The 14,517-nt window shown below is 56.5% G+C and carries 10 protein-coding genes; 2 read left to right on the top strand and 8 right to left on the bottom strand.

What is annotated here, in order from left to right; translation table 11 throughout:
• Together KVT34_RS14330 and KVT34_RS14335 are read right to left on the bottom strand one after the other, a co-directional pair.
• Positions 1-1,023: a carbohydrate-binding family 9-like protein gene (locus KVT34_RS14330; RefSeq protein WP_217559424.1), complete on the bottom strand. Its 1,023-nt coding sequence runs from the start codon at positions 1,021-1,023 to the stop codon at positions 1-3.
• Positions 1,024-1,084: 61 nt separating this feature from the next.
• Positions 1,085-2,482, bottom strand: a complete 1,398-nt coding sequence (locus KVT34_RS14335) for an alpha-L-fucosidase (RefSeq protein WP_254634870.1) — start codon at positions 2,480-2,482, stop codon at positions 1,085-1,087.
• Positions 2,483-2,637: 155 nt separating this feature from the next.
• Here KVT34_RS14335 and KVT34_RS14340 point away from each other — a divergent pair, with 155 nt between their 5' ends.
• Entirely contained in the window at positions 2,638-4,893 is a 2,256-nt protein-coding gene (locus KVT34_RS14340; protein WP_217559426.1) for a helix-turn-helix domain-containing protein, read from the top strand.
• Between the two features lie 419 nt (positions 4,894-5,312).
• Here the strand turns inward: KVT34_RS14340 and KVT34_RS14345 are convergent, their stop codons facing one another.
• Genes KVT34_RS14345 through KVT34_RS14355 form a run of 3 tightly spaced genes read right to left on the bottom strand, consistent with a single transcriptional unit; the run spans position 5,313 to position 8,853 of the window.
• The gene (locus KVT34_RS14345; protein ID WP_217559428.1) at positions 5,313-6,923 is read right to left on the bottom strand and encodes an extracellular solute-binding protein; all 1,611 of its coding nucleotides are present in this window, start codon (positions 6,921-6,923) and stop codon (positions 5,313-5,315) included.
• Positions 6,924-6,966: 43 nt separating this feature from the next.
• Positions 6,967-7,875 (bottom strand): carbohydrate ABC transporter permease, encoded by a 909-nt coding sequence (locus KVT34_RS14350; RefSeq protein ID WP_217559429.1) that lies wholly within the window; start codon positions 7,873-7,875, stop codon positions 6,967-6,969.
• An 18-nt stretch (positions 7,876-7,893) separates the two neighbouring features.
• Complete coding sequence (locus KVT34_RS14355; protein WP_217559430.1) at positions 7,894-8,853, bottom strand: ABC transporter permease; 960 nt, start codon at positions 8,851-8,853, stop codon at positions 7,894-7,896.
• 344 nt (positions 8,854-9,197) lie between these two features.
• Here KVT34_RS14355 and KVT34_RS14360 point away from each other — a divergent pair, with 344 nt between their 5' ends.
• On the top strand, positions 9,198-10,487 hold the full coding sequence (locus KVT34_RS14360; RefSeq protein ID WP_217559431.1) for an alpha-L-fucosidase: 1,290 nt from the start codon (positions 9,198-9,200) through the stop codon (positions 10,485-10,487).
• Between the two features lie 304 nt (positions 10,488-10,791).
• On the opposite strand, the gene KVT34_RS32395 is transcribed toward KVT34_RS14360, so the two are convergent.
• From KVT34_RS32395 to KVT34_RS14375, 3 genes are all read right to left on the bottom strand, one after another.
• The gene (locus tag KVT34_RS32395) at positions 10,792-11,415 is read right to left on the bottom strand and encodes an HAD-IA family hydrolase (RefSeq protein ID WP_217559432.1); all 624 of its coding nucleotides are present in this window, start codon (positions 11,413-11,415) and stop codon (positions 10,792-10,794) included.
• A 159-nt stretch (positions 11,416-11,574) separates the two neighbouring features.
• Positions 11,575-12,849 carry a Gfo/Idh/MocA family protein gene (locus KVT34_RS14370; RefSeq protein WP_217559433.1) on the bottom strand — a complete coding sequence of 425 codons (1,275 nt, stop codon included), beginning with the start codon at positions 12,847-12,849 and terminating at the stop codon, positions 11,575-11,577.
• 14 nt (positions 12,850-12,863) lie between these two features.
• The gene (locus KVT34_RS14375) at positions 12,864-14,483 is read right to left on the bottom strand and encodes an extracellular solute-binding protein (protein ID WP_217559434.1); all 1,620 of its coding nucleotides are present in this window, start codon (positions 14,481-14,483) and stop codon (positions 12,864-12,866) included.
• Positions 14,484-14,517 lie beyond the last annotated feature (34 nt).

Genomic DNA, 14,517 nt, shown 5'->3' on the forward strand with positions numbered 1-14,517 from the left:
TCACTCCTTCCACAGTTTTCCGTCCTCGCGGATCACATAGACGGCTTTGCCGTCGGCGGAGGCGGCGCAAATTTGAAAGCTTCTTGCCGTCGTTTCAACCTGCGGAACGATGGTCCATGGCTCACTGCCAAGAAGTTCGCTGACATTTCTTATAAAAACACCCGACCGTTCATAATGATTGCGCTGCCGGTAATACAGCTTCCGCAGCTCCCACTTTACGCGTTCATCGTCCGGCAGCGCGAAGCTCTCCGGCCCGTCCCCGTCCGCAAACACCACATAGCCCCACAGCTCGGGATAATGCATGTTGACGATCCCCATCGGAGACCAGACCCAGTTATCCTCGGGATAAGGGTTGCCGCTTTGAGGATCGATCATTTTCCGGTAGGAGCCGTCCGCCGTCTCCGTCCGCCACTGCACGCGGGAGAAATTCACACGCCAGAATTCCCCTTGGACCGGCGGGCGGTTCTCAGGCGCGCACTCCCGCAGAGCGGACCACGGCATCGCTACCTCCAGCGTCCATTTCCGGTTGTCCGCGTCCGGATTGTTCAGCTCCCCGTCTATGTGGACGGCCGTTTTCAGCCCGCCGATATCCCAGCCGTTGACGGGCGGCCCTCCGTCCCGGTAAGGTTTGACGAGCAGCAGATCCCAGACCGTGTTCAAGGCGTTCATCTCAAATTCGTAATATTCGTGGGTATCGCCGTCGGGATCGATAAAAATCTCAAAATCGTTGTCGTAAAAAATGACGGAATCCCGCTCCGTAAGCGTCGCCCAAATCTGGTCCTCCGTCAGCTCCGCAGCAAAATAGAAATACCCGTCGTCCCAGAGCATTTTGACCCGGGTCCGTTTGGACGGCTGCGGCTTGGCGTCTCCTTCAATATCCGTAAAATCCTCCGTCCATTCGGCTGCTTCCCAGAACGGTTTGTCGATCCGTCCGTCCAGCTCCAGCGGCCCGGACGCCCGCCTGCACAAGTAATGCTTGGGCGCAAAAACAATGCGCGGTTCCGGCACTCCGCTTAACGCCATGCCGATCACCCCTTTCTCTAAATGGATAAAACTGTTCCGGATTGGACCGGGCAGGATCGCCCTACTTCCCGGACAGCCGGAACACGATGGCCTCGGGCGCTTCCTTCTCCCGGACAGACTCCGGCAGGCGGACGGTAACCCCTTTTTCGGTCAGCCGGTAATTCAGCGGCATGTCACTGCCCAGCAGCTCGACCCGGGCAAAGGAATCCCTGAGGGGGATGCACATCTCCGCTTCCATCGGCGGCTGTTCCCGCTCGACCAGACAGAAGGCGTAGACAGTCTCCCCCTTCCGCGTGAAACGCCAGCTTCCTTCGGAATAAGGCTCGCAGATGCGCGTTCCGTAAATGGCTTCGCCGTTTACCTTCAGCCACGCCCCGAGTCCTTTCATCCGCTCCACAGCCGTCTCCGGCAGCCTTCCGTCCGGCTGAGGCCCGACGTTGAGGGCGAGGTTGCCGCCCTTCGCCACGATCTCGACGAGGAGATGGACGAGCTGGCGGACGGTTTTGTACGTGTCCTCGTACCGGAACGAGAACGACGTCCCCATCGTGATGCAGCTCTCCCACGGGACGAGCAGGGGGCGCTCCGGGAGAGTTTGCTCGGGGGTGATCAGGTTTTCGTACGGTCCCCCGACGGTCCGGTCCGCACAGAGCAGCCAAGGCTGCAGCTCGCGTGCCTTTTCCACGGCTTCGCCGAGCCGGATGTCCTGGTTGTTGGCCGCGTTCACCCAGCCCGCGTCCAGCCACAGCACGTCGATGCGCCCGTAGCGGGTCATAAGCTCTTCGATCTGCTCGTGCGTGAACTTCACGAACTGCTCCCACAGCCAAGGGTGTTCCCGCGTGTCGTAGGAGGTTCCCCGAGACGTTCGGCCGCTCCGCTCCATGCCCGGAGCCCAGTAATAGGGCGAGCGCCAGTCCGCCTTCGAGAAGTAGGCGGATATCGCCAGTCCCTTCGCCCGGAAAGCGTCGAACAGCCTGCCGCAAATATCCGCATGCCGGTGGGCATGGAACGGGCAGTCGGGATGCGTCACGCGGTAATCCGTCGTGCGGGTATCCCACATGCAGAAGCCGTCATGGTGCTTCGTCGTAAAGTTCAAGTACTTGAAGCCGCTGTCTGCGGCGAGTCCGGCCCATAGCTCGGGCTGAAAGCGGAGCGGGTTAAACGTGCGGTTCAGCCCGAAGTATTCGCGTTTAAGGTCTTCCGCGCTCACGTCCCAATCGATTCCGTCCCGGGACCAGTCCGCATCCGCGTCGCTTAGCGCCCACGACTCCACGACACCAAGTTGGGAGTACGGTCCCCAGTGCATCATGAGCCCCAGCTTCTGGTCTTGAAACCACTCCAACCGCTCCAGCAGCGCGGGATCGTCCGGTTTAACCCAGTCTTCCTCCCGGCTGTAATTGTGCACGCCTTCCACGACGGCCTGAGCCGCCCCTTCTTGTGTCTCCGCGTTCATCTCACTCATCACGTAACCTCCAAGCAAGCCGATTTTTTTGTAATCCCTTTCATAAATCCTACGAACTGCCCTATGAATCCGCTGTTTTTTTGGTATGATTATGGATATTCCTTTCAAAACATCATGTAGAGGTTAGATCATTCCGAAACAGGAGGGAGCAATAAATGAAATCCGATTACTTTAAATCGAAACTTTTTATGCGATATATTTGGTCGTATTTGTTCATCCTGCTTATTCCGCTGGCGTTCGCGACGATCTTTATTTACCGCAGCGCCGTGAGCAACCTACAGTCCGAAATCGAGCAGTCTCACCTCAACCAGCTCAATCAGACGAAGACCATTATCGACGGCCGGGTCAAAGAATTGATCGAAATCGCGTCCCGGATTTCTTACGACGAACGGCTGACGCTTTACAAGGTCCACGACCCCTATTACAGCCGGGAAGCGATCAGCGCGTTGGACAACTACAAAGCGACCAGCTCCATTATCGGAGATCTGTTCCTGTACTATCACGACGACGATAAAATTTATTCATCCTTCGGCATGTCCGGACTGGATGTGTTTTCGGGCAAATACAGCTTCCACAACTGGACCCAGGACGGGCTGCAGCAGGATTTGAATACGCTTAAATTTCCAAAAATGCGCCCGGCGGACCTCGTCAGCCAGCCCACATCCCTGCAGCAGTCGATTCTCGCTTACCTGGTGCCGATTACGCCCAACAGTCCGGCCCCTCACGGGACCGTGATGTACTTTATTCCGGAGTCTGAACTCACCAGCCTGATCGACTCCATTCTAGGCAGCTACCGCGGGCTGACGTACATTTTTGACAACAACGGGCAGGTTCTGACCAACAACGGAGACGAGGAATCGCTGACGTCCGGCGACCTAGGCGCTTTGTTCAAGCTGCCTCCCGGCATTCACAATCAGACGTTAAACGGGCAGTCCCACTCCGTCGTATCCGTGAAATCCGATAAAAACGGCTGGACTTACGTCACACTGATGCCGAGCGCCCAGTTTTTCAGCAGCGTGCTGCATGTGCGCAGCTTTATTATTCTGCTGGTGTCCATCGTCGTGATCGTCGGCGCCGCCCTGGCGCTGCTGCTTGCCCGGATGCAGTACCTGCCTATCTCGAACCTGGTCCACTTCGCCAGCTCCAAATCAAGAAGCAGCCGGACTTCCGGCAATGAACTCGAGCGAATCCGGATTTCCTTGCAGGAGCACAGCACCCGTGCGGATCTTCAGGAACCTTATGCCCGCAATCACGCTCTGCTCATGCTGCTTAAATACGGGCAGACCAAGAGCCTGTCGGCCGATCTTCTCGAAGCTTTCGATCTCAAATTCGACCATGACCTTCACTTCGCGGTGGTAATCGGTTTTGACAAGCGCTCTCATCTGCACGACAGCAAGGATGACTGGCAGACGATGATTCAGCTTTTTGCCGAGGTCGATTTTCCCGGACTTGCCGCCAGAGCTTACAGCGTGGAGCTTCCCCAGCCGAATCAGCTTGCCCTTGTCGTCGGGTTCGATCCCTCCGGCCAGACGCCGCCTTTCGGTCAGATGCAGCAGATCGCGGAAGGCATCCGGACCCACCTGCTGGAGCTGTTCGACGTCTCGCCGGTCATCGGGGTCGGCACGGCTTATACGAGCCACGCGCATTTGAACCAGTCGTACATCGAAGCGTGTTCCGCGTTTGAATCGAACATTTTGACCGTTCATGGAAGCGTTACCTTTTTCGAAATGCTGTCCAATGCGCCGGAGCGCAGCACCTTCTGGATTCCCGGCAACGTGCTTCTGAAGCTGTCCCAAAGTCTGAAACAGGGCAGCTATGACGTATCGGAGCAAACCCTTCAGGAAGCGCTGAAAAACTTGCCGGCAGCCGGACTGAGCGCCCCCCATCTGCGGCTGATCCATTACGACATCCTGACGACCCTGCTGAAAACCGCGTCCGAGCTCGGTATTCATGGTTTGACGCAGGAGATGCTGTCCAAGCTCAACTTCAATTCATCCGAGGAGTTTGAAGCCATCTGCCTGAACCTAGCCGGACGGATCTGCTCGCAGGTCGAACGGGACCGGACGAAAGAAGAGCATTCCCTCATGGACGGGATCGTCGGATACATTGACAAGCATTTCATGGAGCATACGCTCAGTCTGGAAGTCGTATCCGCCGAATACGGGATCTCGCCTTCTTATCTCAGCCGGACGTTCAAGGAGAAGACCGGCATCAATTTTATCCAGTACATCTGGCAAAAAAGGATGAACGAAGTCATGCATCAGCTAAAAACGACGAACGATCCGCTCAAAGAGATCATCGTCCGCGTCGGGTATCTGGATACTCCCAACTTCATCCGCAAATTCAAAAAGGAAACGGGCTATACGCCGGGTCAGTACCGGACGCTGAACACGTCGGGCGAGCATGCTTAACCCGAACGCACGGCTGGACGGCGGCGCGGTGAACGGCGTCACATGAAGGCGTTCACCCACATGGCGGGTCCGTCGGCCAACCGCTGTACAGGGCCGGAACACGAGGCAGAAGATCCTCGAATGGGGTTCCGCTGCACGTGAGGCCGAATGTCGGGCCCGCGCTCCGGCAGGCGGTATATCCGCACCCCTTAGCCGATGTGGCAGCCTGAAGATGCCCGATGAATACGGCCTCTCCCCGCCGCCTGGCCCGCAGGCCCGCTCCCCGATTAACCGGGGGCGGGCCTGCTTATTGTGGCGCGCAAGGACAGCCGGCGTGAGGCGGCGATTGCCCGTCTGCCGAAGGAAGCGAAGCCCCGTGAAACGCCCGGTGAAGGGCTGCCGCTCCGCATGAAGCGGCTTCCGGGGGCATCAGGCAGGCCCTACTTCTTCCCGCTGCCCTCGTTCCAGCGGTCGTACGCCGCCTGATAGATGCCCGCAATCTTGTCGCTGCCCATTTTCTTCAGTTGACCCGTATAGGCATCCCAGTTCGCCAGCGGTTCCTGGCCGGTTACGAACTTCGCTTCCATCTGCTTGACGTACGTATCCAGATCGGACTTAAGCCGGGTGACTTCCGCCTGCTCTTCTTCCGTCAGGAAGACGCTCGGGAACGGGATTTTGGCGATCGGCGTCAGCTTCTCCTCGTTTTCCTTGTCGATCCATTTATCGAAATCGGTTTTCAACCCTTTGGACAGCTCGCTGCTGGCCGCTCCCGGCACGAGAATGCCGTAATTCGGCGTCAGCGTGCCCCGGTATTCTTCGCGGTCGCCGCCGCCCGGAACGGGCTTCCACTCCTTCACGTGCTTCTCCTTGTCCGTGTATTTCCAAAGCACATCCTCCGGACCTTGGGCGAACAGCGTGCCGCCTTCGTATCCGTACATATAATCGACCCAGCGCATGGCCGCTTCAGGACTCGGGTTGCTCTTCGTGATGGCGAACGTTCCGTTAGAGGAAATGCCCGGGTGTTTGCCGTAAACGGGTGAATCCGGCACTTCGCTCTTGACCGGCTTCATCATCGGGTTGCTCTCGTCCGGCTCCGTGCCCAGCGTGAAGTAAGGGTAGTAATCGCTGAACAGCGCGACGCGGTTGTTTTTGCCTTTCGCTTTCTTCTGTTCGTCGGTTTGGGAGAACGTCTCGTGATCGAGCAGGTTGTCTTTCCACAAGCGGTTCAGGAACGTCAAATACCCTTTGTAGCCTTCCTCCTGAGGGGTATAATGAACCTTGCCCGCTTTGTCGGCATAAATAACCTCGTCGTAGATGCCCCAGAATCCGAGGAAAAACATCCGCAGGTCGTCGAGTTTAACGGAAGTCAGCGGAACCTCGTCTTTCTTGCCGTTGCCGTTCGGGTCCTCGTCCTGCACGCGTTTGAGGTATGCGTAGAGCTCTTCCGTCGTCTCCGGCAGCTTCGTCATGCCCAGAGCCTTCAGGAATTTGCCGTTGTACCACATCGGACCACGGTACCAGACCGCCGATAGGTCAATCGTGCGGAGCGCGTAAATATGACCCGACGGCGTCGTCATGTTTTTGCGGATCTCCGGATGCTCGTCAAGAATTTTCTTCAAGTTCGGCGCATAGTTATCGATCAGGTTTTCCAGGGGAAGGAGCACGCCCTGGCTGCCGTACGTTACCTGCTCCGCCGGCTTGATGTCAGCCCCGAAGAACACGTCCGGCAGACTGTCGCTGGCGAACACGAGGTTTTTCTTCGATTCGAAACTGTCGATCGGCGCGTTCTGGTACTGCATCTTGATGCCGGTCAGTTTCTCCATCTCCTGCATCACCTGCATTTTGTTCCAGTCCTGCACCCCGACATCGGGAGCCATCAGCGTCATCGTCATCGGTTTATCGACAATCGGGAACCCGTCCTTTTTCACATCGGAGGCGTTTTTGCCGGTTCCCGCTTCCCCGGCTTTATCGGCGGAGCCGCAGGCGGACAGACCTGCTATCACAAGCGTAAGACCGAGCATAAGCGAGCCTGACTTCAACACTTTTTTCATAAATAAAATCCTCCCCTTGTATGGTGTATGGTGTATGGCAAGATCAGCCCTTGACGGAACCGATCATGACGCCTTGCACGAAATAGCGCTGCAGAAACGGATAGATCGCAATAATCGGCAGCGTGGACACGATGATGACGGCATATTTGACAAGCGCCGCAATCTCGGCTTTATTGTTGAGCGCGGATGCCGTCGAGGCATCCAGCGAACCGCCCGTCTGGGCCGACATCTCCTGAAGCACGAGAATCTGGCGCAAAATCAACTGAAGCGGATACTTGGATTCTTCATGCAGGTAAATAAGCGCCGAGAAGTAGCTGTTCCAGTTGCCGACTCCGTAAAATAGCGCCATGACAGCCACGATGGGCATCGAAAGCGGCAGGATGATTTTCAGAAACATCCGCATATTCGTGCAGCCGTCGATCTGGGCCGCTTCCTGCAGTTCCTTCGGAATAGAAGTTTGAAAAAACGTCCTCGATACGATGATGTTCCAGATGGACGCCGCAGAAGGCAAAATGATCGCCCACATGCTGTTCATGAGCCCGAGGCCCTTGACGAGCAGGTACGTGGGCACAAGGCCGCCACCGAAAAACATCGTCACCATAAACATGCCCATAAAAAAGTTGCGGCCCACGAAATCTTTGCGGCTGAGCGCATACGCAGCAGGAATCGTCACGAGCAAGTTAACGGCCGTCCCGATTACCGTATACAAAATCGTATTGGCGTACCCCATCCAGATTTTCGTGTTGGCAAAAACGATCTGGTACCCTTCGAACGTAAGCCCTTTCGGGAACAGCCACATCTCGCCCGAGCCGACATACTTCGGATTACTGATCGAAGCGCTCAAAATATAAATCAGGGGATAAGCCACCAGAATCAGAGCAATCGCGACATAGACATACGTGCTGATCAGGAACAGTTTATCCCGCGCCGTATCTTTAACCGTCGAGCTCATCCGGTTCCCTCCTTTCTTTTACCATAAGCTGTTCTCGCTGGTACGGCGGACAATCTGGTTCACGGTCACCAGCAGCACGGCGCTTACAACGGAGTTGAACAATCCGACCGCCGCCGAGAAGCTGTACTGGGCGTTGACCAGGCCCGAACGGTAGACGAAGGTGGAAATGACATCCGACGCCTCCATGTTAAGCGGATTTTGCAGCAGCAGGATTTTCTCGAACCCGACTCCAAAGAGGCTTCCCATATTCAGAATGAGCAAAATGGTCATCGTCGGTACGATCGTCGGGATATTAATGTGCCGGATGCGCTGAAATCTCGAAGCGCCGTCGATGATAGCCGCCTCGTGCAGCTGCGGGTCAACCCCGGACAAAGCCGCCAAGTAAATAATCGTTCCCCAGCCGGCGCTCTGCCACACCCCCGAGAACACATACATCGTTTTGAACCAGTTCGGGTCCGTCAAAACCTGCGGGGCCTCGAAGCCCAGCTTCTCGATCAAATGCACCAGAATTCCCGTGGACGGCGACAGGAACGTAATGATCATGCCGGCCATGACGACAACGGATATAAAATGAGGGGCGTACGTCACGGTCTGCACCATCCGTTTGAAAAATCCGTCCCGCACTTCATTGAAAGCGAGCGCCAGAAGAATCGGAATCGGAAACCCGACGGCAAGATCGTACAAGCTGATGCTCAGTGTGTTCCACAAGAGATCCCAGAAATAATACGACTCGAAAAAATGGACGAAATGATCGAAGCCGACCCAGGGGCTCCCCCATATTCCTTTGGTAGGAATAAAATTTTTGAAGGCGATCAGGATGCCGTACATGGGCCCGTAATGAAAAATAAGAAAGTAAAGAAACGCCGGGGCGATAAACACATACAGTTCCCAGTTTAAAACCATCCGTTTCCAGACCGGCTTCTTCTCTGTGCCCGCTACCGGGCGCCCTGTCGTGCGGATACTTGCTTTTGCCTGCATCGTATCACTCCTTTCCGCTTGATTTTGATAGCGTTTTCAAAAGTGTATCCCCACGGGCGGAAGTCCGTAAATATGTCATTTTCAATCCCTACACCATTCGTGGCGGACTGCTCCGTTAGGGAGTAAATTCGCGTTTTCCGGGATTTGGATAACAAAAAAAACATATTCTTGGCGGGATTCGTCCGCTTCGGACTCTCCTCACGCAAAGATAACCAACCCTCCCCAAACAGGCGGTTGGTTATTCTTGTTCTCCGCAAACGCACGTCAAAAACCACATCAATCCATCGCCTGCGGAATGTGAGATACTGCTTAAGAATCGTTACGTGAAAAGGAGAGGATAACAGATGGTACAGCAATGGTTCGAGGACGCGAAACTGGGAATTTTCATTCATTACGGGATTTATGCGGTTAACGGAATCGCCGAGTCATGGTCTTTCTACAACGGGCGCATTTCGTACGAGGATTATATGAAGCAGCTCGGCGGCTTTACCGCCCGGAACTTTGATGCGGACAAGTGGGCGGATCTGATCGAGAAGTCCGGCGCCAAATATGCCGTCCTCACAACGAAGCATCACGACGGCGTCGCTTTGTGGGATACGCGGGCCAGCGATCTCAACGTGGTCAAAAGCACGCCGGCCGGCAGGGACATCATCCGGGAGTACGCCGATGCGGTAACCCGAAGGGGAATCCGGCTGGGCCTGTACTTCTCCCTGATCGACTGGTCCCATCCCGATTACCCCAGCGTCTACGAGGGCGGCAAAGTTCCCGAGGAGCCCAGCCGGGCCAATCCCTTCTCAAGCCCTGCAGACGGCGTTCAGGACGAAGAGAAATGGCAGCGCTTTCTGACGTTTAACAATGAACAACTGGGGGAGCTCCTGACGAATTACGGGAAAGTGGATCTGCTCTGGTTCGACGGGGACTGGGAGCGCAGCGCCGAGCAGTGGAACCTTCCCGCTTTTAAAAACTATCTGCTCTCCTTCAATCCAGAGATCATGATCAATTCCCGTCTGCAGGGGCACGGGGACTATAAAACCCCCGAACAGGGGCTGCCGATTACGAGACCCGAGGGCCCCTGGGAGTTTTGCACGACGATCAACAGCTCCTGGGGCTACGTTCCGGACGACAATCATTACAAATCTCTGCATCAGATCATCCGGATGTTCTGCGACTGCATCTCCATGGGCGGAAATATGCTGCTCGATATCGGGCCCAAGGAAGACGGCACCGTCGATCCCCGGCAGGAACAGATCTTGCTGGGACTCGGAAGCTGGATCCGGACGCATGAAGAAGCCGTTTACGGAACGCGGGAGGGCATTCTGACCCGTTATTATCTGGGGGGCAGCACGTTGTCCAAAGATAAAAAAACGCTGTATCTGTTCGTGTACGACGATCCGAAAGAATCGGTCTGCCTCAAAGGGCTTTCCAGCAAGATCCGCAAAATTACCGTTCTGCATTCGGGCAAAGAGCTTACGTACGACATCCACGGGGGCGTGCCTTGGTTCCAGATACCCGGAACCACCTGGATTCATCTGACACAGGAAGATACCCACGACTATGTAACCGTGCTGAAAATCGAACTGGAGGACGAGCTGGACATGTACGGCGGTTCCGGGGCCGTGGTTACGCATAACTAGGCCGTCACAGCGGATTAACCCCATCGCGAACGGTAAAAGAAAACGCCCGATCTGCCAATACCGGCAGATCGGGCGTTTTTATTCGGGCGTGCGTATCGAGTTTCGCTTCAAACCCGGTCTTCATCCGCTTCCTTGCGGTCACCGTTTGCGTCGGCGCTTCCGCTGCAACGGCTTCGTGTGCCCCGGCCCCAGCCGTCTCCGCCGATGCGGCGGAAGCATCCGACCGTGCGGATATCGCCGCCTCAGCCCCGGGGCCGGGGCTTTGCCCGGATATGCTTCCCCGCTTCTCCCGGTATGCTCCGCCTTACCGCAAAACAGCCGCGAGCTGTTCCGCCGTACGGCACACATAATCGGGCCCCGCGCCGGCCAGCAGCTCTTCGGAATCGAAGCCCCAAGTGACGGCGGCCGCCTTTACCCCGGCCCTCCGGCATGCTTCGACGTCTCTCAGCTCGTCCCCCACGTAAACAATCCGGTCTGCCGGAAGCGAACGGGCACGGAGCATGCTGCGGATCGCCTTGTCCTTGCCGAACAGATTCGTTGCCGAATGAACGAAATCGAACACATCCAGCCCGTGCAGGTCAAGGAAATGCCGGATATTTTCGGCCGTATTGGAAGACAGGATGCCCATCGTCCGGCCCTCTTCTTTTAGCGCCAGAAGCAGCTCCTTCATGCCGTCTGCCGGCTGCAGGCTTACCGCCGCTTGTTTGTAGTTTCGTTTGGCTTCCAACAGAAGGACGGGCAGTTTAAAAAGCGGCACATGCAGCGCCTTCAGACGATCCGGTACGGACAGACCCGAAAGCCTGCCGATTTCGGCCTCTTCGATTCGCCTGCCCCCGAATTTGACCGCCAGCTCATTAAAAAGCTGCACCGCGACCCCTTTGGAATCCGCAATCGTTCCGTCAAAATCAAAAATGAGAATCGGTTTCACGCCTTCGCACCTGCTTTCACGATTCGGATTTGCCTAGCCGACAGCAAAAAAGCGCCACAGCCGCCGGAGCAGCTATGGCGCTTATGTTCTTTTACCAGCATACACGTCCTTCGCACCGAAACGCAATGCCAAGCGGCCGTAAAACCAGCGAGCCGCGGCTTAACCGCTCAGCCCGCCCGCATTTTGCGCGAGCGTCCGGGCGTATTCCGTCAATTCGATCGGCGCTCCGCCGTTCAGACGGGATTCTTCGGCGGCGAAAGCCATCAGATGGCTGCGGACGGAAGCGGCCGCCGAAGTGAGACTTTCCTGGCCGCTGTAACTCCGCACTTCCTGGAGGAAGCTGCGGACGATGCCGCTGTCCCCGCCTCCGTGTCCGGCCGTCTGGGCGGGAATCGTAATCTCCGTTTTCTGATGCGTCAGGAAATCGTAGACGATGATCGAGTCGCCCTCCGCCCGCAGTTCACCCCGCGTGCCCATGATCTGAATGCGGCGCTCCTGTTCGAACGTAAAGCCGCACATGCTGAACATGGCCGTGGCGCCTCCTTCGAACTCCATGTTCACCACCTGGTGATCGACGACGTTGTTGTCGCTGCGGTACACGCAGCGTCCGTAGTCCGTCTCACGCAGCCCTTTTACGATGCTCTCCTTGGACAGATCGCTCGTGAAGTGCCCGGCCCAGCCTCTGAATTCCCGGCTGAGATAGAAGCGCGTGGCGGAATAAGGACACGTCGGCTCCACCGCGCAGTCCAGGCAGCGGTCCGCGGAGCCTTCGGGCGCGTGCGCCCCGTTGAAGTGCATGAGCGAGCCGAACGAGCTTACCCGGCTGCACGGTTTATCCATCAGCCACGACAGGACGTCCATGTCGTGACAAGATTTGGCCAGGATCATCGGACTGGCTTTGTGCGAGTTGTTCCAGTTTCCCCTCACGAAGCTGTGGGCGATATGCCAGTAGCCCACGTTCTCGTTGAGCTGGATGGATACCACCTCGCCGATTCTCCCCTCCGTGATGGCCGTCTTGACCGCCGTCCAGAACGGCGTGTAGCGCAGCACGTGGCAGATCGTGAGGAGCCGGTCATTGTCCCGGGCGGCCTGCTCCATGTCCAGGCACTCGCGCGGGTCAGGGGACATCGGCTTCTCCAGCAGCACGTGATACTTGGCGGCAAGAGCCCGCATCGTCGGCTCGTAGTGCATCCGGTCTTGGGTGCAGATGACGGCAATATCCGCCATTTTGGGCAGGTTCAGCAGCTCTTCCCACGTATCGTAGCGGCGCTCTGCCGGAATGCCGTGCTTCTCCGCCATTTTCTCCCTGCGCCCGGCATCCGTCTCCGCAACGGCCACGAACTGCAGCTCATGCGGGTAATCCAGGGCATAAGGGGCGTAGCCGCCCGCTCCCCGGGCGCCCGCGCCGATTAGTATTGCGGTCAATTCGCTCATGTTCTCTCTCTCCCTTAACTGCTCTTGGAGTAGCGGTCCAGCGCAGCCTGATAAATTTGCTTGTAGCGGTCCAGTCCCATTTTGTTCAGGGTCGCCACATAGTCGTCCCACTGGGACAAAGGCGCATCTCCGACGATAAATTTGTCTCTCATTTCCGTGACATACGTTTCGATGTCATTGGCCAGCGTCGTCAATTCCTGCTGCTCTTCGGAAGTAAAGTTGAAAGCCGGCCAGATCTGATCGGGCTTCAGCACATGCGGATCGGCTTTCTTCGAATTGGCTACAGAGGTAGGAAGCCCTTCCGCTCCTTTGAAGTACGCCTGCTTGACGAATCCCGGGTAATACCCGCCCGGCCAGATCAGGTATTGGCTGACCGCCTGGTCGAGGCTGAGACCGTCCTTGTTGTTTTTGATGGCGTCCACATAATCGACCGTTCCGTCGCTCTCTTCCTTGTAGGTGTCGTCTTTCCAGCCCATGAAGAACATCTTGATGCCTTCCTCGCCGTAAAAATAGTCCATCCACCGGACCATAGCGGCCGGATTCTTCGCTTTATCGGTCAGAATAAACATCCCGATGTTGCCGAGCGGGGAGCCGATATACGTATAGAGCTGATCGCCGTGCGGTCCTTTCAGTACAGGCAGGCCGGCGTATCCTTTCTGGTTATAGATCGCCGCAGGGTCTACGTTATCCACGATGCCCAGCAGCCCGGCGGTTCCCTTCGCGTCGATTTCCTCGCTTTTCACGGAAGCGATGTCCTGCTCCAGGAGGCCGTCTTTATACAGCTTGTGGATATATTCCAGCATTTCCTTGTAACGCGGATCGGCGGGGATAAACCGGATTTTGTCCGAGCCCGGCTCCGTATCGACATACTGGTTGGCATTGCCGTGGTTGCCTAGTCCATAGGCCCCTCGCAAGTAACCGACAAGTCCCGTAGTCCCGACTCCGCCCCAGGCGATTTCGTCCGGCTTGCCGTTCCCGTTCGGATCTCCCTTCTTAAAGGCCTTCAGCATCGCCGCAAATTCGTCGAGGTTCTCCGGTTCCTTCAGACCCAGCTTAGTCAGCCATTCCGTCTTAACCCAAGGGGTATTGAAGAAAACGGACCGGAATTCCGGGTCGTACAAGGTCGGCAGGCTGTAAATTTTGCCGTCCGGCATGGTGATGCCCTTTTTAATGACCGGGTATTTCTCCATCAGAGCCTTGAGGTTCGGCGCATATTGATCGATATACTCGTTCAGGGGCAGGAAGACTCCCTGCTTGCCGTATTTAAACAAGTCGGATTTCGAGAAAGCGGAGGCGTAAAACAGATCGGGATATCCGCTGCTCGCCATGAGCAGATTTCGTTTTTCTTTCAGGGCGTCCTTCTGGACGGTTTCCCAGTTGATGTGGATGTTGGTTTTCTTCTCGTATTCCTGCCACAGCTTCAATTTGTTCCAGTCGGCATTGGCGAAAAACTTGGCGGCAAAAGCGTTGACCGTGACCGGCTCCTGGACGATCGGGAATCCCGTCGCATTCACGCCTTTCGCTTCCGCGCCTTCCCCGGCGCCCTTCCCGCCGCCGCTGCTGCAGCCGGACAGCACCGCCGTCGTCAGTGCGCAAGCCAACACGAGTTTCATCGTCGCTCTCTTTCTCTTCATCTCGTTAACCTCCCTTGTTTAATCGTAAAGATCG

The organism is Paenibacillus sp. GbtcB18 (assembly GCF_019091125.1).
In the GTDB taxonomy this organism is placed as follows: Bacteria; Bacillota; Bacilli; order Paenibacillales; family NBRC-103111; genus Paenibacillus_F; species Paenibacillus_F chitinolyticus.